Here is a 22,883-nt window from a genome sequence, read left to right as displayed (position 1 = left end):
GGGCAGCGCGAAGGCGTCTGGAGCTTTCACCTGCCCTCGAAATGCTCAAGAGGGGTAGACGGTGACTAGCCGTCAGGCAAAGCTTGGTGCTGTCCGCAAGCGCTGTCCGGTGAGTAATCCCGCCCAGCCGGATTCAGGACGACCTCTGCCGGAAGAAGGAGTTATTCAATGGCGCTGCCGTCATGGACGGATACGAAGCTGGGGACCATGAAGCGTGCCGCGTTGTGGCTCGTCTCCGTCGTCGGGGAAGGGAACACCTTCACCAAGGAAAACGTCAAGGAGGCGTTTCCGGGTGTGAGCCAGGCTGATCGCCGGGTTCGTGACTTGCGCAAGCACGGATGGCGCATCGACACGAACCGGGAGGATTCCAGCCTGGGGCAGCATGAGCAGCGGTTCGTCGCGCAGGGCGAGCCGGTCTGGCAGCCGGGCAAGGGGAGTGTGCCGGCTCAGTCCCTCACGGATACGCAGCGACGCGAAGTCCTGGCGCGGGACGGCCACTTCTGCCGTTCGTGCGGCATCGCGCCCGGCGAAGAATATCCCGGCACTTACCAGTCGGCGCAGCTGGACATTGCCCGTCGGCCCGTGAAGCAGAGTGACGGGACGGTCCAGGTGGAGAACGTGGCTGAGTGCAACCGCTGCCGAGTGGGTGGGCGGGGCAAAGAGGCTGACGTGCAGGCACTGATCGTGGGAGTCAGCAGGCTGGCCCCCATGGAACGGGCGATGCTCAGCGACTGGATCGACGCGGACCAGAGGGAGTTCGGCACGGTCGAACGGTACTGGGCCGACTACCGGACCCTGCCGGCCGAGTCGAGGGAGAAAGTCCGTAAGGCGCTCAGTGACTGAATCTAGCCGTTGAGGCCGGCCGGGGCGGCAAGCGCGTCCCCGGCCGTGTCTGCCCGTGTTTCGATATGGAGGGATTACATACTGTGAGTACGGATTTCGGGCGGCCGCCGCGCGCTCCGCAGAATCGCGCGCTCGTGAACGAGAGGCTCAGGGAAGCCGAAGCCGGCACAGGCCTGCAGGAGACGCTGACCATCGAGTGGCGCACCAAGCCGCATGTCGTTCAGGTCATCGACATGCCGGTGGACGGAGTGTTCTACAACCCTGCGACCCACAGGATCCGTGCCCAGCGCAGTTTCGATCCTGACCGGGACCGGCAGCTCGTGGCTGATCCGTGGAGTCCAGAGAGCCAGGATTATCTGCATGACCTTCTTCAGGCGTCTCCCTCGAACCCGGCCAAGCGGGACACGGAGTTCGAGGACCTCAAGAGCAGCCTCAAGGAGTACCGGCAGAACGAGCCGGGGCTCATCACCCGCGACGGAGTGCTCGTCAACGGGAACACCCGTGTGGCCGCTCTGCGCGAACTCGGGGTCAGCAGCGTCCGTGTGGGCGTTCTGCCGGAGTCCTGCACCTGGGACGACATCAACGCGGTTGAGCTGTCACTCCAGCTGAGGCACGACACGCGGCGCCCGTACTCCTACATCAACCGGCTCCTCACCATCGAGGAGCAGGTGGCTCACCGGCCGCTCGCCGACATTGCAAGAGACTTCCGCATCAGGGTTTCGACGGCCGAGCAGGATCTGTGGGTCCTCGCATGCCTCCGGGACCTGGCGGAGCGGTCCCGTGCCGGCAGCAAGGCGCAGCTCCGCTTGATGGACTTCGAGGATGCCCAGGAGAAGCTCCGCGAGCTGCACCGCGCCTACAGCAAGGAATCGAAGCAGAACCCGGATCGGGCAGAACTGGTCAAGGAGAACAAGCTCGCCCTGATCGTCCTCGAATTCTCGAAGACCGACGTACGTCTCGCGGAGGCGGACTTCCGGACCCGCTACCTCGAGAACCGGCTGCCGGGCGAACTCAATGCCGCCCTCGTTGCCGCGCCGGCGCGGACGATTCCGGGCATCAACCGCGGGGTCCGGGGGGACTCGGCTCAAGTGGCTGCGGCGAAGGCGTTCACCGACGTGCTTCTGCGGGCCAAGGCGGTTCAGCGGTCCGTCGATGTGGTGAGCGTCCCGGAAGCCCAGGAGGCGGCTGCCACGTGGCAGAAAGCCAGAGAAGCTGTGAACGAGGCTCTTGTGCCGGCCGGCAAAGATGCGCGCGTGCAGAAGCGGAAGCAGGCTGCGCCCGACCGCCTCAACGATGCCTGTGAGGACATCAATCAGTGCGTGACGGACATGGCGTTGGCCCGTGCGTCGCGGAGCCTGGATGACGACGCGCTGGAAGAGGCGGTGGTCGCGCTCAAGGGAAGCCTGACCAAGCTGGCGCGGGAGGCCGCACGCAGCATCACTGTCCCGGGTGACGGCATCGCTTGGCTTCTTGAAGCGGTAAAGCTGGAGGGAGTGTGACGGCGCTCGGGGAACCGTCTCTGCGTGTGGGTTTCGACGTGTCCCGCACCAAGGCGGTTCTCCGCGCCGGAGAGGCGTTCCGTGCGGAACTGACGCATCTGGCGGCTCGTTTCCCGGGTGGTGGCCAGCGGGGGCCGCTGGCGATGGAGCTGTCTCTCGATGAATTCCTCGCAGGGATCGATTCTCTCGCTGACTGGCCGCATCCTGACTCGGTCGAATGGGAGGAAGAGCTAGCGGAACTCGTCAATGGAGTCCTGGACGACGCGGACCGCGCCGAGGAGCACCTGCGATGTGGTCCGGCCGCCTCACCGGTTGAACTGGATGGTCTCGATGCGACGCTCGGCGGTGGGTGGTGCGCGAACCTCACGGATTTCCAGCGAAGGGACATTGCCAGGCTGCTTTCGTTGCGCCATGGCGCGAACTTCAGCGTCCCGGGTGCGGGTAAGACCCGTGTGGGCCTCGCTGTCTACGCGGCGATGAAAGAGGCGGGCGAGGCGCGGCGCTTGCTCGTGGTGTGCCCGAAATCCGCTTATGAGTCCTGGCTATCCGAGGCCCGCCAGTGCTTCAATGAGCCCCCCGTCACCCAGGTTATGGCCAGGTATCCGGGTATCGGCGCAGAAGTCATTCTCGTGAATTACGAGCGGCTGGACCGGTCTCTGAACGAGCTGGCGGAGTGGCTGCGCGCCGTGCCCTCCATGGTGATTCTCGATGAGGCCCACAGGATGAAACTCGGCACGCAGGGAACTTACGGCAGTGCCTGCATGGCGTTGGGGCCGATCAGCCGCCGTCGGCTCATCCTGACCGGTACCCCCGCTCCGAACGGGGCACGTGATCTTGAAAACCTGCTCTCGTTCGTCTGGCCGGGCCACGGGCGCAGGGTGGTCACCCAGGCTGTCGCCGGAGGGGACCTCGCGCATGCAAGCTCCGTTCTGAAGCCGCTCTTCACGCGCACAACGAAGCAGGAGCTGGGCTTGCCGCCCTTCCAGCCCCGTATCCGCTACGTCAAGTTGCCGGATCTCCACCGTGAGGTCTACGACGCCCTGGTCGGCCGCTTCACAGCCCGTGCCGAACTCTCACGAGCGGATTTCGATGCACTGGGGAAAGCGATGCTGCGTCTGCTGATGGCCGCCACCAGCCCGGCCCTCCTCATTGAGGGGGGCAGCAAGTACGAGCCCCTGAGCTACCGCGTGCCGCCGCTGGAGGTCCCGGAGGGTGAGCCGCTGTTCGCTCTCATGCGTAACCTTCCGCAGCACGAGCTGTCTCCCAAGTACACGGAGACGATTAACATCGTTGCCGAAAACGCCGCCTTGGGGCGCAAGACGCTTATCTGGTCGACTTTCGTCCGGAGCATCACCACTCTCGAAAGCCTTCTGTCGGCCTACGGGCCGGCGGTGGTCTATGGCGGGACGGCCGACCGCGAAGAGCAGATCCGGCGTTTCAGGGAGGATCCGGACTGTCACGTGCTCATCTCCAACCCGTCCACGCTGGGTGAAGGGATCAGCCTCCACCACGAGTGCCACGACGCCGTCTACGTGGACCGTGATTTCATGGCCGGACGCTTCTTGCAGAGCCTCGACCGAATCCACCGCCTGGGCCTCGCACCCGGTACTGAGACGCGGGTCACGGTGCTGGCGGCCGAAGGGACGATCGACGAGGTGGTCGCGATGCGGCTTGAAGCCAAACTGGAGTTCATGGGCGCGATCCTTGATGACCCCTCGGTCCGGGAACTCGGTGATCTGCAGGAGGAGCCGTCGGTCGCCGGTGGGATGGATATGGCTGACGTCCGCGCGCTCCTTGAACACGTAGGTGCCTCCTGGTGAGGTAACCGTCACCTGAGCGGCACGGGGCGAGTGGGCTTGGTGCGAGGCGGTTCGGTGCCCGGATGTCGGTGGCGGATGCGACACTTGCCTGTCTGCATCAGCCACACCAGGAGGACTCGATGGATGCCAGCGAGCACACGCTGACCTCGATTGAGATTTGCGCGGGAGCCGGGGGTCAAGCCATCGGCCTCCACCAGGCCGGGTTCAGCCACCTGGCGCTCGTGGAGATCGACCGGAACGCCGCGAAGACCTTGACCCACAACATCGAGCGCCGGCCCGGGTGGAGTTTCGAGCGGAAGTACTGCGAGATCATCACTGGGGACGTCAAGGACTTCGAGCCCGAGAACCTCAAGAAGGCCTTGGACCACTTCGGTCATCCGATCGAGCCAGGCGATGTAGACCTGCTTGCTGGCGGTGTCCCGTGCCCTCCGTTCTCCCATGCCGGAAAGCAGCTGGGAAAGGACGACGAGCGTGACCTTTTCCCGACGATGCTTGATCTGGTCGACCGGATCCATCCGAAGGTGGTGATGATCGAAAACGTCAGGGGCATCAAGGACGAAAAGTTCCAAGATTACCGCGACTATGTGGTGGCCCGCCTGGAGGGTGGCCGGGCGAAGGATCCAGTCGACGGCATCACGCGGGATTTCGAAGGTGCCGGATACAAGGTCTGCGGCTGGAAGATTCTGGAAGCGAGCAATTTCGGGGTTCCGCAGCTCCGGCCGCGCGCCATTCTCGTCGCCATCGATGCGGGCGTGCTGGGTGACCTGGAGTTCGAGTGGCCTGCCGCTAAGACTGCTGATGTACCGGTAAGTGTTTTCCGGGCTCTTGAGGAGAGCATGGAGAATCGATTCGCGCCTCTGCTGAAAATGGGCGGCGACATCCAAGTTCGCGCTCAGGAGCGTCTTGAGCGGTGGCGCAAGCTCGCGGGGGAAGCCCAGGACCTGAAAAAGGGTGGAGGAGTCGCCCCGACGCTGGTTGGTGGTTCGAAGAAGCACGGCGGAGCTGATCTCGGGCCGAGCAGGGCCAAGGCGGCATGGGCAAGCCTTGGCGTCTCCGGCCTGGGCGTGGCCAACGAAGCGGTGATGAGCCTCGCCAAGGAAACCTTTGAGCGTGACCTCCTGCGCCCTGACGGCCCCATGCTCACAGTTTCCCAGGCAGCGATCATCCAGGGCTTCCCAGAAGAGTGGGAGTTCGACGGCGGGAAGACCGCTCAGTACCGGCAGGTCGGCAACGCCTTCCCGCCGCCGGTCGCGAAGGCCGTGGGCGAAGCGATCGCTGACGTACTCCGTGCCGCCCACAAGCGAGACCAGGCGAGCCGCCCGTAGCTCAGCCGGCCTCGGGTCCGCTGCTTCCCAGACGGCTCCGGACCGCATCAGCGATCCGGGCCGCGCAGACAGCTGAGTCTTGGTGTTCCCAGAATCGCAGGACCAGCCAGCCCGTCTCCACGAGTTTCGCGTCGGTATCCCGGTCACGCGCTACGTTCCGCGCGACCTTTTCCGACCAGTAGCCGGAGTTGGTTTTCGGCGGCACATAGTGCTCGGGGCAGCCGTGCCAGTAGCAGCCATCGATGAAGACAGCCACCTTCGCCGGACGGAACACCATGTCAGCCGTCCGGCGAAGACCAGGCAGCGGCTTAGCTGCCACCCGGTACCGCAGGCCCTGCGCGTGCACGAGCCTGCGCACTAGCTGTTCAGGCTTGGTGTCACGGCTCCGGATCGCTTGCATGTTGCGCCGCCGGGCGGCTGAGGAAGCCCAAGAACCCGCAGGGCGGTCCCAGTCTTCAGTCATGGTGCTGTTCCGCTCCCAGGTGTCTCACGTCAGCCCGAGCCCTGCGGGCGCTCAGGGCACATCATCCAATCTACGACGCTCGCATCGCTGCCATGCGTCTGAGGTGCCCCCGCCGTGCGGGAGAGCCGCTGACGCACTCGATCTTCATCAGCATCCACGAGGTCTCGGCGAGGGTGTACTCCAGCGCGGACAGGCCCGTCGGCGTCGGCCTGCCGGATGCAGGTCCGCAGAGCCTCGTGGAGCACGCCGAGATCCTCGGCCATACTGCGGATCAAGGGCTTCGGCTCGGCAGTCCGGTACGTCTGCACCACCGATGGGGGAGCCTCATTCGCTGTCCGTGTGCTTGGGCAGAAACGGAGCTGCCTCCACGGGGTCACCGTCGTCGGCGAGCACCCAGGAACGGCCGTCCAGCTCGACGCGGGGGCGGCCGGCGTGATGCGGCCGCGCCGAAGCGACCCGGAAGCTGACCAGTTCACCCTGTCTCGGCACAGCCACACCCAGCTCCCTTGCGATCGCCTGATGGCTGCTGAAGTGGCCGGGGATCAGCAATCCCTCCTCCCGCAGCACGGTGCGTGCCCGCCCTTTGGCCTCGCGGACCCGCGCCATGTAGTCGCTCTGCTGCGCCACGGTCCGGATGACACCTCGGCCTATTCTTCTCCGCTGTACCCGCCGGAACAGTTCATTCACGCGCTTCTGCCCGGACGCCAGAGAGAGGATGGCGTTACGTGTGTCCTCCGGTAGGTGCAGGAGAACGTTCTCTGGGAGCTCTGCGTGATGCCAGAGCCAGAGAATCTTGTTCCTGTGCTCTGCCTTCACCATGAGTTTCAAGTCGCGGTTCTTCCGACCGGTCAGCCATGCCTCCTCGATACGCAGCAGCCCTGCGCTCCAGCGGCTAGCGAGGTCGTCGGCCCAGACCAGCAGGCACAGGTGGCCAACTGCTTCTGGCGGGATCATCCAGTTGCCGAGCCGCTGCGAGTACTTGCAGTCGACGTCCGCACCAGCGATCCGGTAATCCATCGCGACGCCGTCGTCAAAACTGAACTCCCGCTGCAGATTGATCTCTACGAGCGTTCCCGCATGCGTCTTCTCCGTCTTGTACAGCTTCTCCCACTCGTACCGTCCGGTGACCTCACCGTTCAGTAGTTGGTCGATGGTGTCACGCAAGACCTGGGCGAAACGCAGGCCCGTGGGGTCCAGGCGGAGCAGCTGCGCATGTACGGCCCACAACTCAGGGTCGCTGTGAAGAGACGCCTGAGCATGGATGTTGGCGGCGGCCGAGACTTCCGGTTGCAGCAAGAGCAGACCTGCCCGAGGTGACGTCGTGGTTGCGGGGTCAGAAGCGCTGGGCTTCGCCGTGGCACTCCGGGTAGGGCTTGCCCAAGGTGCACCAGCAGGGGGAGGTGGGGGTGGGGGGCCAGGGGGTGGCTTTGCCGCGGGCGGCGAGGGTGGTGGCGTATTCCGCCAGGAGGCTGGGGGAGGCCGGGGAGGTCTTCTCGGAGGCCGCGAAGGCCTCGTACGAGGGGACGCTCGCGGTGACGATGCCGAGGTTGGTGGTGCCGGAGGCCGCCAGGGCGCGGAGGGACGCTTCGATCTGTTCCAGGTGCTGCGCGTGCGAGGGGTATTCCGCGGCGAGCGTCGGGTAGCTGGTCAGGAGTTCGGCCAGTTCACGCTGGGGCCAGTGGAGGATCGCCACCGGGAAGGGGCGGGAGAGGGCGGCGCGGCGGTCGCCCAGTTCGGCGCGGAGACGGGCGATCTCGGCGCGGAGCTCGGCCGGGTCGTCGGAGCCCAGGGCCCAGATGCGCTTCGGGTCGTGGAGCTCGTCCAGCGGGATCGGGCCGATGTGGCGGGTGTCCGCGACCATGTCCCAGTCGTCGTGGGGGCGTCCGAGGAGGCGCCGGACGCGGTGGCGGCCCGTGAGGAGGGCGGTGGTGGCCTGGGTGAGGGGGGTGTTCTCCGGGATGAGGAGGGTCGCCGCCTGCGTGAAGCACTCTTCCGAGGCGGTCAACTCGTCGTGGTTCTCCAGGGCTTCCGCGATGACCTCCCAGGGGGCCGGGTCCGCGGGGGCCGCCGTGCGGATGCCCTGGATCAGGGCGCGGGCCTCGGCCTCGTGGCCGTACTCCCAGAGGTTCGAGGCCTGGAGCGCCTTGATCAGGTGCGGGTCGTCGGGCTCGGAGGCCAGGAGCCGGTCGTAGAGCGCGCTTGCCCGTTCCCGTTCGTCGGCCAGTTCGAGGTGGGCCGCGGCCTGGAGGAGCAAGGGCTCCTGGTCCTCGGGGTAGCGGGTCGCCGTGCGGATGAGGCGCTCGGCTTCGGCGATGTGCTCGGCAGGCGTGTCGGGGCGCATGGTTCACACCGTACTGCCGCTGGTCAGTTGACGGGGGAGGTCTTATGGTGCCGCCCGTGCGGGATCACATGCCTGTGGTGGTGCAGGGGAGCGGCCGGCGGGGGCGCCGGGCCGGTCTCGCGGGGGTGCTGTGGGCGGCCGCCGAAGCGGCCGTCACGGTGGGGGTGGTGGTGTTGTTGCTGGTGGTGCACCAGGTGTGGTGGACCAATCGGCAGGCCCTGGCGGGCGCCCGGGAGGAGGTCCGGGCGCTGGAGCGGGGATGGGAGGAGCCGGTGGCAGGGATCCCGCCCGCGGCGGAACCACGGCCGGAGTCAGAGCCCGAACCGGATCAGGAGCCGGAACCCGGGCCGGAACCCGGGGCCGGGCGGTCGGGCGCGCCCGCGGCGGCGGTCGGGGCGGGGCCGGCGCCGTCTTCGCCGCCTGCGGCCCGGGCACCCGAGCGGGACCGGTCGTACGCCGTGCTGCGCATCCCGCGCCTCGGGCTCGTCGTGCCCGTCGCACAGGGGATCGACAAGAAGGCCGTCCTGGACAAGGGGTACGCCGGGCACTACCCCGGGACCGCGCAGCCGGGTGCGGAGGGGAACTTCGCACTGGCCGGCCACCGCAACACGCACGGGGAGCCGTTCCGGTACCTGAACCGGCTCAGGGCGGGGGACGAGGTGACGGTCGACGTGCGGGGGCAGAGGTACACGTACGTCGTGGGGCGGATCCTGCCCGAGACCACCGAGCGGGACACGGGCGTGGTGGCACCGGTGCCGCGCAGCGTGGTGAAGCCGGAGTTCGGCTACAGCGAGCCCGGTGCGTACATCACCCTGACCACCTGCACGCCCGAGTACACCTCCAAGTACCGGCTGGTCGTGTGGGGGACGTTGAAAAAGTGAGCGCGGAAAACGGTGATCACGGGAACTGGGGCGTGGGGCGGGGAGTTGGGTCAGTACAGTAGTTCGTGTCGGTGGCCGAGGGGCTGAGCGGAAGGGGGTGGGCGGCATGGCCGGGCGTATGGTCGAGCTGTTGCTGACCCTGCTGCTGCTCGGAGGCTTCCTCGGGCTGCTGCTCGGGGAGAACGGGCTCGCCGCAGTGGTGGTCGCCGTCGCGGCCGCCGTCGCGGTGGGCGTTTCCGCCTTGGCCGCGAGCCGGGTGCGTCTCGTACCGCCGCACCGAATACGTACCGCGATCCGTGATCGCGAGCAGCGCACGGCGTTCCTGCCGCAGCGCGATCCCGACGCCTCGGGCCGGTCGCGTCCCCGGGCTCCCGGCCGTCTCGTCCCGACGGCCGCGTAGGGGCGCGCAGTACATCAGGGCGGGGCCGCCGGTCGGCCCCGGCCGTGGCACCGTCTTCCGCTCACTGATCATGTCGTCGCCCCTCGCGGGTCGTCACGCCGAAATGCATCTCTTTCGACGTTCGACGAGACCCTTCGGAGGGCCCGCGTGTCCGTTTTCACCCATCTTGTTGCCGAGCTGGGCCGGCTGTTGGAGCCGGTACTGGCCGAATCCGCGACCGCTGTGGCGATCGTGCTGTTCACCATGCTCGTACGCCTCGCGCTGCACCCGCTCAGCCGGGCGGCGGTGCGCGCCGGGACGCCCACGGCCGGCTGCCTGCCCATGCTGTTGCAGCTGCCCGTGTTCTACGTGATGTACCGCGGGTTCTCCTCGGCGAAGGTCGGCGGGGCGGCCAACGAGCTGCTGGGCCACCGGCTGCTCGCCGCGCCCCTCGGCGACCGCTGGGCCGACGCACTGGGGCAGGGCGGGGTGTTCGGGGCGCCCGGGCTGGTGTTCCTCGGGCTGTTCGCGGCCATCGCGGCGGTGGCGGCCTGGAGCGCGGTACGGGGGCGCCGGGCCGCGCTGGCTCCGGGCGGACTGGCCGGCGGCGGGGCTGGGGCCGGCGGTCGTGCCGGTGGCGGCGCCGCTGTGCGGGCGGCTTCCGGCGCCGGGGCGAAGGCCGGTGCCGGGCGCGGGGGCGCCGGGCGCGCGGGCGCGGGTCTGGGCGCGGGCGCGGGCGTGCTGAGCGCCGAGCAGGAGGCGGCGATGCGGAAGATGGGCGGCGTACTGCCCCTGCTGTCCTTCGGGACGCTGATCACCGCTGCCGTGGTACCGCTCGCCGCCGGGCTCTACCTGCTCACCACCACCGCCTGGTCGGTCGCCGAGCGGGCCTGGCTGCAACGGGGTGTGGCGGCAGCCTGACGGAGGCCGGCGTTCCAGTCCGTGAACAGGGTCTTGCAGATTGGCCGGACATCTTGGAGGATCGGCCAATCCTCCGATGGCCGCAACCCATCGTCCGGCCCGGGGTATGCCCATGGGCCGACCACCCTCGACCACGGGAGAATGCCCATGAAGCTGCTGCGTGTCGGACCCGTCGGGTCGGAGCGCCCCGCGCTGCTCGACCAGGACGGCATCCTGCGGGACCTGTCCGGCCTGATCACGGATGTGGACGGCGCGCTCCTCGCCGACGACTCCGTGCTGTCCCGGGTACGTGACGCGGCGGCGGCGCCCGGGGAACTTCCCGTGCTCGACGCCGAAGGGCTGCGCCTGGGCTCCCCGATCGGCCGCATCGGCAAGGTCGTGGGCATCGGCCTGAACTACTTCGGGCACGCCGCCGAGATCGGCGCCGAGCCGCCGGCCGAGCCGATCCTGTTCCTCAAGGCGGCCGACACGGTCGTCGGCCCGGACGACACCGTCCTCATCCCGCGCGGCAGCGTGAAGACGGACTGGGAGGCCGAGCTCGGCGTCGTCATCGGCGCCACCGCCCGCTACCTGGCCTCCGCCGAAGAGGGCCTGGCGCACGTGGGCGGGTACACGGTGGTCAACGACGTATCGGAGCGCGAGTTCCAGATAGAGCGCGGCGGCACCTGGGACAAGGGCAAGAACTGCGAGACGTTCACCCCGCTCGGCCCCTGGCTGGTCACGGCCGACGAGATCCCCGACCCGCAGGCGCTCGGCGTCCGGCTCTGGGTCAACGGCGAGCTCAAGCAGGACGGCAACACCTCGGACCAGGTGTTCCCGGTCGGCGAGGTCGTGCGGTACCTGAGCCAGTTCATGACCCTGTACCCCGGTGACGTCATCGTCACGGGCACCCCGGCGGGCGTGGCCATGGGCCAGCCGGAGCCCAAGCCGTACCTGCGCGCCGGTGACGTGGTGGAGGTCGAGATCGACCTCCTCGGGCGTCAGCGCCAGGAGTTCAAGGGCGCGTAACGAGCCGGCGGCCGGGAAGGCAGGACGGCGGGAGGGGCGGACCCCCGGGGGGCGGCCCGCCCCTCCCGCCCGCCTGCGCTCCCGGCCGCCCCCCGTCTTGAGCCGTCCGGTGGACGCCCTGCCGCGAGCCGTCCGGTGGACGCCCGGCCGTGAGTCCGGCCGCCTCAGGCCGCGTCGCCGGGGGCGAGTGTCACCGTGACGCCGTCGCGCGACGACCGGCGGGCTGCCTCCAGGACCGCGAGGCACTGCGCCGCCTCACGTGCCGTCACGGGAGCCGGGCCGCCCTCGCGCAGTGCCGCGGCCACCGCCGCGTAGTACGCCGGGTAGTCGCCCGGGGCCGTCGGCACCGGGGTCCCACCACCGGTCAGCGGGGATTCCCCCGCGCCCAGCCGGCCCCACAGGTGCTCGGGCTCCATGCCCCACTCCTGTCCGTCCCCGCCCGGCCGCAGCCCCTCGCGCAGCGCGGCCTCCTGCGGGTCGAGGCCGTACTTGACGTAGCCGGCGCGCGAGCCGAGCACGCGGAAGCGCGGACCGAGCTGGGCGGTGGTCGCGCTGACGTACAGGTGTGAGCGGACCCCGCCGGCGTGCGTGATCGCGATGAAGGTGTCGTCGTCGGCCTCCGCCCCCGCGCGGCGCACATCGGTCTCCGCGTAGACCCGTACGGCAGGGCCGAAGAGGACCAGCGCCTGGTCGACGACGTGGCTGCCGAGGTCGTACAGCAGTCCGCCGATCTCCTCCGGCGCCCCCGACTCCCGCCAGCCTCCCTTGAGCTGCGGCCGCCAGCGCTCGAAGCGGGACTCGAAGCGCTGGACGTCGCCGAGTTCGCCGTCGGCGAGGAGCCGGCGCAGGGTGAGGAAGTCGTTGTCCCAGCGGCGGTTCTGGAAGACGGACAGGAAGGTGCCGGTCCGCTCGGCGAGCGCGGCGAGCTCGTCCGCCTCGGCGGCGGTGGCGGCCAGCGGCTTGTCCACGACGACGGGGACGCCGGCGGTGAGGGCGGCCTTGGCCAGCGGGACGTGCGTCTTGTTGGGGGAGGCGATGACGACGAGGTCGACGGGGTCGGCTCCGTCCGAGCCGTCCCAGAGCGCGGCGGCGGAGCCGGCGATCCGGATGCCGGGGTACTCCTCGCGCGCCCGGGCCTGGCGGCCGGGGTCGGAGGTGACGACCGCATCGAGGACGAGCCCTTCGGTGGCGGTGACGAGGGGGGCGTGGAAGACGGAGCCGGCCAGTCCGTAGCCGACGAGTCCGACGCGGAGGGGGGAGGTGGCGTTCAGGGGCATGGGCCATACTTTGGCAACAGTGTTGCGTAAGTGCAAGGAGAGGCGGCGGGGTGAATCGGGGCAATGGGGTCAACCTGCCCGTGGTGCGGGGGCACAACGAGGCGCTGCTGCTCGGGCTGTTGCGGGACGCGGGACCCGGCGGGCTGGGCCGGGCCGACCTCGCCGGCCGTACGGGGCTCACCCCGCAGGCCGTCAGCAAGATCACGGCGCGGCTCACGGCGGAGGGGCTGGTCGCCGAGGCCGGCCGGGGCGCGTCGACGGGCGGCAAGCCGCGGACCCTGCTGCGGCTGGTGCCGGAGGCGCGGTCCGCGGTGGGGGTGCAGCTGGACCGGGACGAGCTGACGGCCGTACGGGTGGACCTGGCGGGGCGCGTCGTCGCGCGGTGGAGCGGGCCGCTGGACTTCGCGGCGGGACCGGCGGCGGCGGTCGAGGCGGTGCTACGGGCGGTCGTGCGGGTTCGCGAGGCGGGCGGGTCGGGGGCGCCGCTGCTCGGGGTGGGGGTCGCGGCGCCGGGTCCGCTGGACTGGCGGGACGGGGTACTGGGGCGGGTGACGGGGTTCCCGGAGTGGGAGGGGTTCCCGTTGCGGGAGGTGCTGGCGGGGCGGCTGGGGGCGGGGGTGCCGGTGGTGGTGGACAAGGACACCAACGCGGGGGTCGCGGCGACGGCGATGGCGGCGACCGCGGAGGCGGACGGGCGGGGCGCGAACTGTGTCTACGTGCACGTCGGGACGGGGGTGGGGGCGGGGCTGCGGCTGGACGGCGCGGTGTTCCGGGGGCCGCGCTCGCTGGCGGGGGAGTTCGGGCACCAGGTGCTGGAGCTGGACGGGCCGCCGTGCCGGTGCGGGGGGCGGGGGTGCGTGGAGGCGCTGTGCCTTTCGGCGCTCGCGCGGGGGGATCTGGCGGGTGCGGCGCGGGTACTGGGGGAGGGGGCGGCGAACGTGGTCGCGCTGTTGGACGTGGAGCGGGTGGTGCTGGGCGGGAGGGTGGTGGAGGCGGAGCCGGGGGTGTTCGCGGAGGGGGTCGGGGCGGTGCTGGTGAGGCGGGCGGGGGCGGGGGTGGCGGTTGCCGTCGCCGGGGCGGGGGTGGCGGAGGGGGCGGCGGAGTTGGTGCTGGGCCCGGTGTTCGGGCGGGGGGTCTGAGGTTTCCGGGGCTCCGCCCCGGGGCCTGCGCCTCAAGCGCCGGCGGGGCTGGTGGTGCGGCCCTGCGCCTCAATCGTCGGCGGGCTGGAGGTGCGGCCCTGCGCCTCGATGGCCGCGGGGCTGGAGGTGGCCGCCGTGGCCCGGTTCGGTGCGGCGCCGTTGCGCGGAGCGGCCCCGGCTGCGCCGGGCTTCGTGGGGCTCCGCCCCACGCCCCGCGCCTCAAACGCCGGCGGGGCTGATATTGCCCTGCGCCTCAAGCGCCGGCGGGGCTGATATTGCCCCGCGCCTCAAGCGCCGGCGGGGCTGGAGGTGGCTGGCGTGGCGCTGGGTGTGGCCGCCGGGGCAGGGCTCGGTGGGCCGCGTCCGATCAGGCGTAATGGCGGGGGCCGTGCGCGCGGATGGGTGGGGGCGGGGGTGGGGCATGGGAGAGTGCGGGCGGCGGGGTGATTGTCGCCTCGTCCGATCATCGTCTTCCTCACTGTTTCCGTCCGGCGAGCTGCGAAGGTCCTCCATGCGACTACGCGAAGCCCTTGCCCCTCCCGCCCTGCTGGCCGCCGCGTTCCTCTCGCTCCTCGCGCCCGGCACGGCCTTCGCCGACATCGGCAACGGCGGCGGTGCCCGCCCCGCCCCCGCGCTGCCCTCGCGCGCGAAGGCGACCTGCGGGGACGCCAAGAGCAGCGCCTTCCCCATCGGCGCCCGCATCCGTGGCGGCCCGGCCGTGTACCGCACCGGCGACGGTCCCCAGACCTGGTACCTGGACCTGACCAACACCACCTCCGGCGAGTGCACCGCCATCCACCCCGTCGTCGTCTTCACCGACAAGGCCCGCACCCTGCGCCCCGCCCACCTCCGGATGGACTTCGAGACGTCCGGCGGCCCCCGCCCCGTCACCCTGGAGCGCAGCGACCGGGACGAGATCATCGCCGTCTTCGACGGCGCGGGCGAGGACTTCCCCGGGTTCGCCATCGGCGCCGGCGGCTCCCGTACCGTCCGCGTCTCCCTCGCCTTCGCCCCCGACGCCCCCCACGGCGAGGTCCTCGCCGACGCCGCCGTCGTCCAGCGCAAGGGTGACGACGGCGACTGGGTCGGCGAGGCGGGCGGCTACCGCTTCTCCGTCGAGGGGCCCGAGGACGAAGCCGGCGAGGCGGGCGCGCTCGCGCACACCGGCCCCCGCCCCTGGGTGTCCGCCGCTGCCGCCGTCGCCACCCTCGCCACCGGCGGCGCGCTGCTGCTCGGCGCACGTCGGCTGCGGGCCCGCGCCGAAGACTGACGTACACACCGAGGACTGACGTACACACCGAGGACTGACGGTCACCCGGCCCGCGTACAGTCCGAGGGTGGAACATCCCAGTCAGAGCCAGCCCCACCGCCCCGGACAGGCCGTGCGGTCCGGCATCCCCGAGCACGGGCGCATCCCCAAGTACTACGCGGTCAAGGCCCGTATCTCCGTCCTGGTCGAGGAACTCGGGGAGGGCGGCCTGCTGCCCACCGAGCGTGATCTTGCCGAGCAGTACGAGGTCTCCCGCGAGACCGTCCGCCAGGCCCTGCGCGAGCTGCTGCTGGAGGGCCGGCTGCGCCGCTCCGGCCGGGGGACCGTCGTCGCCGGGCCCAAGCTGGAGCAGCCGCTGTCCCTCGCGAGCTACACCGAGGGCGTGCGCCGCCAGGGCCGCCGTCCGGGCCGTCACCTCATCGGCCTGGAGCGTTTCCCCTGCCCGCCCGAGCTGTCCCGCGGCATCGGCGCCGAGACCGGTGAGCCGGTCTGGCACCTGGAGCGGGTCCTGCTCGCCGACGACGAGCGCGTCGGTCTGGAGAGCACGTACCTGCGCGTCGCCCGCGCGCCCCGCCTCGACAGCGATTTCCAGCCGGACTCCTCCTTCTACGGGTACCTCCGCGACCGCCTCGGCATCTCGTTCGGCGACGCCGACGAGAAGCTGGAGACGGTCCTCGCCACCCCCCGCGAGGCGTTGCTGATCGGCACCCCGCCCGCGCTGCCGATGCTGCTCATCCACCGTTTCTCCCGGGACCAGGACGGCCGCCCGCTGGAGCGGGTGCGTTCGCTCTACCGGGGCGACCGGTTCAGCTTCACGACCCGCCTGCGTTCCGAGTAGCCTCGGCATTCCCCCACCAGAGCGAGCGAAAGGGACGCCGTCTTGTCACAGAAAGATAACGGGTCTAGTCCAAGCGTCGGGGGTTGTTCACCGGCCCGCCACCGCACCGCCCCCTCCGTGCCACGGCCCGCGCCCACCGTGGACCGCGTGAGAGTCATAGTCGTCGGAGGCGGCGTGGTCGGCACCATGCACGCCTGGCAAGCAGTCGAACGCGGCCACGAGGTCGTCCAGATCGAACGGGAAGCGGAGGCCCGTGGCGCGTCCCTGCGCAATTTCGGCCAAATCTGGATCAGCGGCCGGGCCGGGGGCGAGGAGCTCGACGCCGCCCTGCGCGCCCGCGAGCTCTGGGAGCGGATCGGCGCACGGGTGCCCGGCCTGGGCTTCCGCGCCATCGGCTCCCTCACCCCGGTCCGCACCCCCCGCGAACTCGCGGTCGCCGAAGCGGCCGTCGCCCGCCCCGACGCCGCCGCCCGCGGCTACGAGCTCGTCACCGCCGAGGAGGCCCGGGCGATCAACCCGGCGCTGCGCGGCTCCTTCGAGGCCGCCCTGTGGTGCGAGCGGGACGCGGCCGTGGAGCCGCGCACCGCGCAGCTCCACCTGCGCGACGCCCTGCGCGCCACCGGCCGGTACACCTTCCTTCCCGGACGGGAGGTGCGCGAGGTCGTCGGCGCCGGCGCGGTCCGCGACGACCACGGGGACGTCCACCGCGGTGACGCCGTCGTCCTCGCCACCGGCGCCTGGCTGTCCGGCCTGGTCCGCGAGCTGGTCCCCGACCTGCCCGTACGCCGCGTCCGGCTCCAGATGATGCAGACCGCCCCGCTCGGCGAACCGCTGACCACCTCCGTCGCGGACGCGGACAGCTTCCGCTACTACCCCGCGTACCGGTCACAGGCCCTCGACGACCTGAACGCCGGGCAGGAGCAGGCGCCGGTCGCCGCCGCGCACAAGATGCAGCTGCTCATGGTCCAGCGCCGGGACGGCGGCCTGACCATCGGCGACACCCACGCGTACGAGCACCCGTTCGCGTTCGACACCGACGAGGACCCCTACGAGCACCTCACCGGGGTGGCCGAGTCCTTCCTGGGCCGCCCGCTGCCCAGGATCCGGCGCCGGTGGGCGGGCGTATACGCGCAGTGCACCGACACCACCCGCGTCGTCCACCGCCAGCAGGTCGCCGACGGCGTCTGGCTGGTGACCGGACCCGGCGGGCGCGGCATGACGTGCTCGCCCGCGATAGCCGAGACCACCGCGAACGAACTGGGCTGGTAACCGATATGACAGACACGAACGCCGCCACCCGGGCCCACGGCCTGGTCGTCCTCGACATGGCCGGAACCACCGTCTCCGACGGCGGCCTCGTCGAGCGCGCCTTCGAGCGCGCCGCCGAACGCCTCGGCGTCGAGCCGGGCAGCGCCGACCACGCGGCCAAGCTCCAGTACGTCCGCGACACCATGGGCGAGTCGAAGATCTCCGTCTTCCGCCACCTCTTCGGTACCGAGGACCTCGCCCGGCGCGCCAACTCCGCCTTCGAGCAGGCCTACGGGGAACTCGTCGACGACGGCCTGATCGCCCCGGTCCCCGGCGCCCGCGAAGCCGTCGAGGAACTGCGCGCCGAGGGCCGAACCGTCGTCCTGACCACCGGCTTCGCCCGCGTCACCCAGGACGCCATCCTCGACGCCCTCGGCTGGCGCGACCTCGCCGACCTCACCCTCTGCCCGGCCGACGCCGGCGGCCGCGGCCGCCCCTACCCCGACATGGTGCTGGCCGCCTTCCTGCGCACGCGCGCGGTGGCCGACGTACGGGACTGCGTGGTCGCGGGAGACACGGCGTACGACATGCTCAGCGGTGTCCGCGCCGGCGCCGGGATCGTGGCCGGCGTCCTCACCGGCGCCCACGGCCGCGAGGCGCTGACCGCCCACGGCGCGACCCACGTCCTCGGCTCCGTCGCCGAACTGCCCGCCCTGCTGGCGGAGCCGGCGTGAGCGGCATCCGCTTCGACTCGGTCTCGGTCGCCTACCACGGCACGACCGTCCTGGACCGGCTCGACCTCACCGTCGAGCCGGGCGAGGTGATGGCGCTGCTCGGCCCCTCTGGCTCGGGCAAGACCACAGCCCTGCGCGCGGTCGCCGGTTTCGTACGGCCCGTCGCCGGGCGGGTGCTGATCGGCGGCCGGGACGTCACCGGCCTGCCGCCGCACAAGCGCGGGATCGGCATGGTCGTCCAGCAGTACGCGCTGTTCCCGCACATGCGGGTCGAGGAGAACGTCGCCTTCGGCCTCAAGGCGCAGAAGGCGTCCAAGGCCGGCATACCCGGGCGGGTCGCCGAGGCCCTGGAGATGACGGGGATGGCCGCCTATGCCGCCCGCTACCCGCGCGAGCTCTCCGGCGGTCAGCAGCAGCGCGTGGCCATCGCCCGCGCCCTCGCCATCCGCCCCGGCGTCCTGCTGCTGGACGAGCCGCTGTCCGCGCTCGACGCGCAGCTGCGTTCCGGGATGCTGGCCGAACTGGCGCGGCTGCACCGCGAGTTGCCGGACGTCTCTATCCTCTACGTCACCCACGACCAGGTCGAGGCGCTGACCCTCGCCGACCGGATCGCGGTCATGGACCGGGCCCGTCTCCAGGACTGCGGCACCCCGCAGCAGCTGTACCGGGCGCCGGGTACGGAGTTCACCGCCGCGTTCGTCGGCAACGCCAACCTGCTGCCGGTGACCGTGTCCGACCGCGGGGCGGTCTTCGCGGGGCACGCGCTGGAGCTGGACCGGGGCCGGGCCGTGCCCGGCGCGGGGGCCACCTTGTGCGTGCGACCGCACCTGCTCGCCCTGGGCGAGGGGCCGAACGCGCTGCGCGGCAAGATCACCGAGGTGCAGTGGAGGGGTTCGACGCACCGGCTGTACGTCGACGTCGACGGCCACCGCGTCAAGGCGGACCTGCCGGAGCTGCGGGAGACCCCGGCGCTGGGCGACGAGGTGACCCTGCACTTCGAGCCCCGGGACGCGGTGCTGCTCTCGGCGGGGGTGTCCGGTGCCTGAGGCCACGGAAAGCCGCCCCCAGCCGGCGCCCGCGTCCGCCCAGCCGGCCCCCGAGGACGCCCCGGCGACGTTCGCCCCCGCCCCCTCCCCGTTGCCCGGCCCGCGCCGGGCGGCGGTGGGGGCCGGGGGCCCCGGGTCCCGGCCCCGGAAGGTGCGCGCCGTGCCCGCCTGGGTGTGGTCGTCGCCGCCGCTCGCCGCGCTCGCGCCGGCCTTCCTGTATCCCCTCGCCCTGGTGGTCCGGCAGTCTTCACCCCCGAGGGCGGCGGCGGCGCGCTGGGCGCCTACGCCTCCGTCTTCGCCTCCACCGCCTTCCGCGAAGCGCTCGGCACCACCGTCCGGCTCGCCGCCGGCGCCACCATCGGCTGCCTCGTCCTCGGCTTCGCCCTCGCGCTGGTCATCGCGTTCGTGCCCTTCCCCGGGGCCAAGGCGGTCGCCAAGTCCATCGACGTCTTCCTCTCCTTCCCCTCGTTCCTCATCACCCTCGCCCTCCTCTTCGTCTACGGCACCGCCGGCATGGCCAACGGACTGTGGCGCGACGCCTTCTCCACCCCGGACGGCCCGTTCCACTTCCTCACCACCGCCTGGGGCGTCCTGCTGGCCGAGATCACCTACTTCACGCCGTTCGTGATGCGCCCGCTGCTCGCCGCCTTCTCCCAACTGGACACCGCGCAGCTGGAAGTGGCCTCCTCGCTCGGCGCGCGGCCCGCCCGGATCATCCGGCAGGTCATCCTCCCCGAGGCCCTGCCGGCCCTCGCCGCGGGCGGCAGCCTCGTCCTCGTCATGTGCCTCAACGAGTTCGGGATCGTCCTGTTCACCGGCGCCAAGGACGTCACCACGCTCCCGATGCTCATCTACGGCAAGGCGATCCTCGAATCCGACTACGCGGGCGCCTGCGTGGTGGCCGTCGTCAACATCACGGTCTCCGTCGGTCTCTTCGGTCTCTACCGGATGGTGGGCAAGCGTGCTGGTGCATAGCAGAGCGGGCCGTTGGGCCGCCTGGGCGCTGTTCGGCGTCCTCTTCCTCCCCCTCTTCGCGCTGCCCCTCCTCGTCGTGGTGGCCGCTTCCTTCGCGACCCACTGGTCCGGCGCCTTCCCCTCCGGCCCGACCACCCAGCATTACGCCTCCGCCGTCCAGGGCGAATCGCTGCGGGCACTGACGACCTCCCTGGTCACCGCTCTCCTCGCGAGCCTGATCGCGCTCACCGTCGGCACCTGGGCCGCGCTGGCCGCCGCCGGGCTGGGCAAGCGCGGGAAGCGGTTCCTGGACGCGTTGTTCATGCTGCCGGTCGCCGTGCCGTCCGTCGTCGTGGGCCTGGCCGTGCTCGTCGCGTTCAGCAAGCCGCCGCTGCTGCTCAACGGCACGAGCTCCATCGTCGTCCTCGCGCACACGGTCCTCGTCACGGCGTTCGCCCACCAGTCGGTCTCGGCCGCCCTCGTCCGTCTCGATCCCGCGTACGAGCAGGCGGCGGCCTCCCTGGGCGCCCGTCCCTCGTACGTCCTGTGGCGGGTCAAGCTCCCGCTGCTGCTGCCGTCCCTGACGGCGGCCGCCGGGCTCTGCTTCGCGCTGTCCATGGGCGAGTTGAGCGCCACGATGATGCTCTACCCGCCGGACTGGACGCCCCTCCCGGTCCGGATCTTCACGGCCACCGACCGGGGTTCGCTGTTCCGCGGCTCCGCGATCGCGGTGGTCCTCATGGCCGCCACCCTGCTGGTCCTGCTGGCCGTCTCCCGCGTCCGCACCAGGGCCTCCTACCGCTGAGCCCCTCCTCGCCACCCCCCGACCCGCTGACTCCCTTTCCCGGTAAGGAAGTTCCATGCCCAGCTCCCGCATGCCCCTGCGCACCGCCGCCGCCCTCACCGGCAGCCTGGCCCTCACCGCCTCCCTCACCGCCTGCGGCGGGTCCGCCTCCCCCGCCGGCTCCGACGGCGGCGGGAAGACCGTCACCGTCTACAGCGCCGACGGCCTCAAGAGCGACGGGGGCGACGGCTGGTACGACAAGGTCTTCGCCGACTTCACCAAGAAGACCGGCATCGAGGTCAAGTACGTCGAAGGCGGCTCGGGCGAGATGGTCCAGCGCGCGCTCCGCGAGAAGACCAACACCCAGGCGGACGTCCTCGTCACCCTGCCGCCCTTCATCCAGCAGGCCGACGGCAAGGGCCTGCTCCGGGCGTACCGGCCGCAGGGCTCCGACAAGGTCAACGGCGGTGCCAAGGACGCCGACGGCAAGTGGACCTCGGTGGTGAACAACTACTTCGGCTTCGTCTACGACAAGAAGGAGCTGGCGCAGGCCCCCAGGACGTGGGAGGAACTGCTCGACGCCACGTACAAGGGCAAGATCCAGTACTCCACCCCGGGCGTCGCGGGCGACGGCACGGCCGTCCTCGTCAAGGCGGTGCACGACTTCGGCGGCAAGGAGCCGGCGATGGAGTACTTGAAGAAGCTCCAGGCCAACAACGTCGGCCCGTCCTCCTCGACCAGCAAGCTGGCGCCCAAGACGGACAAGGGCGAGCTGCTCGTCGCCAACGGCGACGTGCAGATGAACTACGCGCAGTCCAAGTCCATGCCGAACCTCGGCATCTGGTTCCCGGCCAAGGACGGCGGCAAGCCCACCACCTTCGGCCTGCCGTACGCCGCCGGTCTGGTCGAAGGGGCCCCGCACACCGAGAACGGCAAGAAGCTCCTCGACCACCTGCTCGGCGAGGACGCCCAGAAGCTGGTAAGCGAGGTCGGTGGCGGCTTCCCGGCCCGCACCGACGTCAGGCCCACCGATGCCAACGCCGTCGAACTCGCCAAGATCATGACGGGGGTCGAGGTCTTCGAGCCGGACTGGGCGGACGTCGGGAAGAACCTCCCCGCCTACGTCGACGCGTGGAAGTCGGCCACCGGCAGCTGACCGGCCGCCCGCCGGTCACGCGGCGGAGGAGGCGTCCGGGCCGTGGACGCCCCCCACGTCCACGGCCCGTGCCGGATAGGGTGGTAAAGACCAGAGGCCCCAGGTCAGAGACCCCGGAGGGCACAGGCCCCGCAGAGCGGAGAACAGTCCCGTGGCAGAGCGCAAGCCGATCGAATCCTGGCTCACCGACATGGACGGCGTCCTCATCCACGAGGGAACCCCGATCCCGGGCGCCGACACCTTCATCAAGCGGCTGCGCGAATCCGGCAAGCCCTTCCTGGTCCTTACCAACAACTCCATTTACACCCCCCGTGACCTGCACGCGCGCCTCAACCGGATGGGTCTGCACGTTCCCGTCGAGAACATCTGGACCTCGGCGCTCGCGACCGCCCAGTTCCTCGACGACCAGCGCCCGGGCGGCACGGCGTACGTCATCGGCGAGGCCGGTCTGACCACCGCCCTGCACGACATCGGCTACATCCTCACCGACCACGAGCCCGACTACGTGGTCCTCGGCGAGACCCGTACGTACAGCTTCGAGGCGATGACCAAGGCCGTCCGCCTGATCAACGGCGGCGCCCGCTTCATCTGCACCAACCCGGACGAGACCGGCCCCTCCATCGAGGGTCCGCTGCCCGCCACCGGCGCCGTCGCCGCGCTGATCACCAAGGCGACCGGCAAGCAGCCGTACTTCGCGGGCAAGCCCAACCCGCTGATGATGCGGACCGGCCTGAACGCGATCGGCGCGCACTCCGAGAGCAGCGCCATGATCGGCGACCGGATGGACACCGACGTACTGGCCGGCCTTGAGGCGGGCATGCAGACCTTCCTCGTGCTGACCGGCCTGACCTCGATCGAGGACACCGAGAGGTTCCCCTACCGCCCCACCAAGACGGTCGACTCCATCGCCGACCTGATCGACCTGGTGTAGAACGCTGCCGTGCCGGCCCTCGGCCG

22 protein-coding genes and 1 pseudogene are annotated in these 22,883 nt (G+C 70.8%); 18 read left to right on the top strand and 5 right to left on the bottom strand.

The window, feature by feature from the left end:
* The first annotated feature begins 168 nt into the window (after positions 1 to 168).
* The 4 genes from OHA81_RS12450 to OHA81_RS12435 all read left to right on the top strand — a co-directional run bounded on the left by OHA81_RS12450 (position 169) and on the right by OHA81_RS12435 (position 5,487).
* Positions 169 to 843, top strand: coding sequence for a hypothetical protein (locus tag OHA81_RS12450; RefSeq protein ID WP_329195517.1), 675 nt, complete (start codon positions 169 to 171; stop codon positions 841 to 843).
* A gap of 83 nt (positions 844 to 926) precedes the next feature.
* Complete coding sequence (locus tag OHA81_RS12445; RefSeq protein WP_329195515.1) at positions 927 to 2,342, top strand: transcriptional regulator; 1,416 nt, start codon at positions 927 to 929, stop codon at positions 2,340 to 2,342.
* A complete protein-coding gene (locus OHA81_RS12440) occupies positions 2,339 to 4,162 on the top strand; it encodes a DEAD/DEAH box helicase (RefSeq protein ID WP_329195513.1) in 1,824 nt (607 codons plus the stop codon). Before OHA81_RS12445 ends, OHA81_RS12440 begins: the two co-directional genes overlap by 4 nt.
* A 119-nt stretch (positions 4,163 to 4,281) precedes the next feature.
* Complete coding sequence (locus OHA81_RS12435) at positions 4,282 to 5,487, top strand: DNA cytosine methyltransferase (RefSeq protein WP_329195511.1); 1,206 nt, start codon at positions 4,282 to 4,284, stop codon at positions 5,485 to 5,487.
* 1 nt (position 5,488) lies between these two features.
* On the opposite strand, the gene OHA81_RS12430 is transcribed toward OHA81_RS12435, so the two are convergent.
* The 3 genes from OHA81_RS12430 to OHA81_RS12420 form a co-directional block, all read right to left on the bottom strand.
* Positions 5,489 to 5,950 (bottom strand): very short patch repair endonuclease, encoded by a 462-nt coding sequence (locus tag OHA81_RS12430; RefSeq protein ID WP_329195509.1) that lies wholly within the window; start codon positions 5,948 to 5,950, stop codon positions 5,489 to 5,491.
* A 324-nt stretch (positions 5,951 to 6,274) separates the two neighbouring features.
* Positions 6,275 to 7,246: a NaeI family type II restriction endonuclease gene (locus OHA81_RS12425; protein WP_329195507.1), complete on the bottom strand. Its 972-nt coding sequence runs from the start codon at positions 7,244 to 7,246 to the stop codon at positions 6,275 to 6,277.
* Between the two features lie 37 nt (positions 7,247 to 7,283).
* The gene (locus OHA81_RS12420; RefSeq protein WP_329195506.1) at positions 7,284 to 8,291 is read right to left on the bottom strand and encodes a hypothetical protein; all 1,008 of its coding nucleotides are present in this window, start codon (positions 8,289 to 8,291) and stop codon (positions 7,284 to 7,286) included.
* Positions 8,292 to 8,347: 56 nt separating this feature from the next.
* Between OHA81_RS12420 and OHA81_RS12415 the strand changes: the two genes are divergently transcribed.
* From OHA81_RS12415 to OHA81_RS12400, 4 genes are all read left to right on the top strand, one after another.
* Positions 8,348 to 9,172, top strand: a complete 825-nt coding sequence (locus tag OHA81_RS12415) for a class E sortase (RefSeq protein ID WP_443056516.1) — start codon at positions 8,348 to 8,350, stop codon at positions 9,170 to 9,172.
* A 106-nt stretch (positions 9,173 to 9,278) separates the two neighbouring features.
* Positions 9,279 to 9,572: a DUF6412 domain-containing protein gene (locus tag OHA81_RS12410; RefSeq protein WP_329195503.1), complete on the top strand. Its 294-nt coding sequence runs from the start codon at positions 9,279 to 9,281 to the stop codon at positions 9,570 to 9,572.
* A gap of 147 nt (positions 9,573 to 9,719) precedes the next feature.
* Positions 9,720 to 10,472, top strand: a complete 753-nt coding sequence (locus OHA81_RS12405; RefSeq protein WP_329195502.1) for a hypothetical protein — start codon at positions 9,720 to 9,722, stop codon at positions 10,470 to 10,472.
* A 147-nt stretch (positions 10,473 to 10,619) separates the two neighbouring features.
* Positions 10,620 to 11,480, top strand: a complete 861-nt coding sequence (locus tag OHA81_RS12400; RefSeq protein ID WP_329195500.1) for a fumarylacetoacetate hydrolase family protein — start codon at positions 10,620 to 10,622, stop codon at positions 11,478 to 11,480.
* Positions 11,481 to 11,644: 164 nt separating this feature from the next.
* On the opposite strand, the gene OHA81_RS12395 is transcribed toward OHA81_RS12400, so the two are convergent.
* Complete coding sequence (locus OHA81_RS12395; RefSeq protein WP_329195498.1) at positions 11,645 to 12,757, bottom strand: Gfo/Idh/MocA family oxidoreductase; 1,113 nt, start codon at positions 12,755 to 12,757, stop codon at positions 11,645 to 11,647.
* Between the two features lie 50 nt (positions 12,758 to 12,807).
* Between OHA81_RS12395 and OHA81_RS12390 the strand changes: the two genes are divergently transcribed.
* Complete coding sequence (locus OHA81_RS12390; RefSeq protein ID WP_329195497.1) at positions 12,808 to 13,896, top strand: ROK family transcriptional regulator; 1,089 nt, start codon at positions 12,808 to 12,810, stop codon at positions 13,894 to 13,896.
* Between the two features lie 32 nt (positions 13,897 to 13,928).
* Here the strand turns inward: OHA81_RS12390 and OHA81_RS12385 are convergent, their stop codons facing one another.
* Positions 13,929 to 14,105 carry a hypothetical protein gene (locus OHA81_RS12385; RefSeq protein ID WP_329195496.1) on the bottom strand — a complete coding sequence of 59 codons (177 nt, stop codon included), beginning with the start codon at positions 14,103 to 14,105 and terminating at the stop codon, positions 13,929 to 13,931.
* A 302-nt stretch (positions 14,106 to 14,407) separates the two neighbouring features.
* Between OHA81_RS12385 and OHA81_RS12380 the strand changes: the two genes are divergently transcribed.
* The 9 genes and pseudogenes from OHA81_RS12380 to OHA81_RS12340 all read left to right on the top strand — a co-directional run bounded on the left by OHA81_RS12380 (position 14,408) and on the right by OHA81_RS12340 (position 22,857).
* The gene (locus OHA81_RS12380) at positions 14,408 to 15,166 is read left to right on the top strand and encodes a hypothetical protein (protein ID WP_329195495.1); all 759 of its coding nucleotides are present in this window, start codon (positions 14,408 to 14,410) and stop codon (positions 15,164 to 15,166) included.
* Positions 15,167 to 15,233: 67 nt separating this feature from the next.
* Positions 15,234 to 16,004 carry a GntR family transcriptional regulator gene (locus OHA81_RS12375; RefSeq protein WP_329195494.1) on the top strand — a complete coding sequence of 257 codons (771 nt, stop codon included), beginning with the start codon at positions 15,234 to 15,236 and terminating at the stop codon, positions 16,002 to 16,004.
* A gap of 147 nt (positions 16,005 to 16,151) precedes the next feature.
* A complete protein-coding gene (locus OHA81_RS12370) occupies positions 16,152 to 17,273 on the top strand; it encodes a TIGR03364 family FAD-dependent oxidoreductase (RefSeq protein ID WP_329195493.1) in 1,122 nt (373 codons plus the stop codon).
* A gap of 5 nt (positions 17,274 to 17,278) precedes the next feature.
* Positions 17,279 to 17,986: a phosphonatase-like hydrolase gene (locus OHA81_RS12365; RefSeq protein ID WP_329195492.1), complete on the top strand. Its 708-nt coding sequence runs from the start codon at positions 17,279 to 17,281 to the stop codon at positions 17,984 to 17,986.
* The gene (locus tag OHA81_RS12360; RefSeq protein ID WP_329195490.1) at positions 17,983 to 19,032 is read left to right on the top strand and encodes an ABC transporter ATP-binding protein; all 1,050 of its coding nucleotides are present in this window, start codon (positions 17,983 to 17,985) and stop codon (positions 19,030 to 19,032) included. Before OHA81_RS12365 ends, OHA81_RS12360 begins: the two co-directional genes overlap by 4 nt.
* Positions 19,033 to 19,147: 115 nt before the next feature.
* Positions 19,148 to 20,007, top strand: a pseudogene (locus tag OHA81_RS12355) (2-aminoethylphosphonate ABC transporter permease subunit).
* Entirely contained in the window at positions 19,994 to 20,791 is a 798-nt protein-coding gene (locus OHA81_RS12350; RefSeq protein ID WP_329195488.1) for an ABC transporter permease, read from the top strand. The pseudogene OHA81_RS12355 and the gene OHA81_RS12350 overlap by 14 nt, the downstream one beginning before the upstream one ends.
* A gap of 55 nt (positions 20,792 to 20,846) precedes the next feature.
* Complete coding sequence (locus tag OHA81_RS12345) at positions 20,847 to 21,926, top strand: 2-aminoethylphosphonate ABC transporter substrate-binding protein (protein WP_329195486.1); 1,080 nt, start codon at positions 20,847 to 20,849, stop codon at positions 21,924 to 21,926.
* A 151-nt stretch (positions 21,927 to 22,077) separates the two neighbouring features.
* A complete protein-coding gene (locus OHA81_RS12340; protein WP_329195485.1) occupies positions 22,078 to 22,857 on the top strand; it encodes an HAD-IIA family hydrolase in 780 nt (259 codons plus the stop codon).
* The last annotated feature ends 26 nt before the right edge of the window (positions 22,858 to 22,883 follow it).

Source organism: Streptomyces sp. NBC_00667 (assembly GCF_036226825.1).
Classification (GTDB): domain Bacteria; phylum Actinomycetota; class Actinomycetes; order Streptomycetales; family Streptomycetaceae; genus Streptomyces.
The sequence above is the reverse complement of the archived record's forward strand: the minus strand, read 5'-3'. Positions and strand labels throughout refer to the sequence as shown.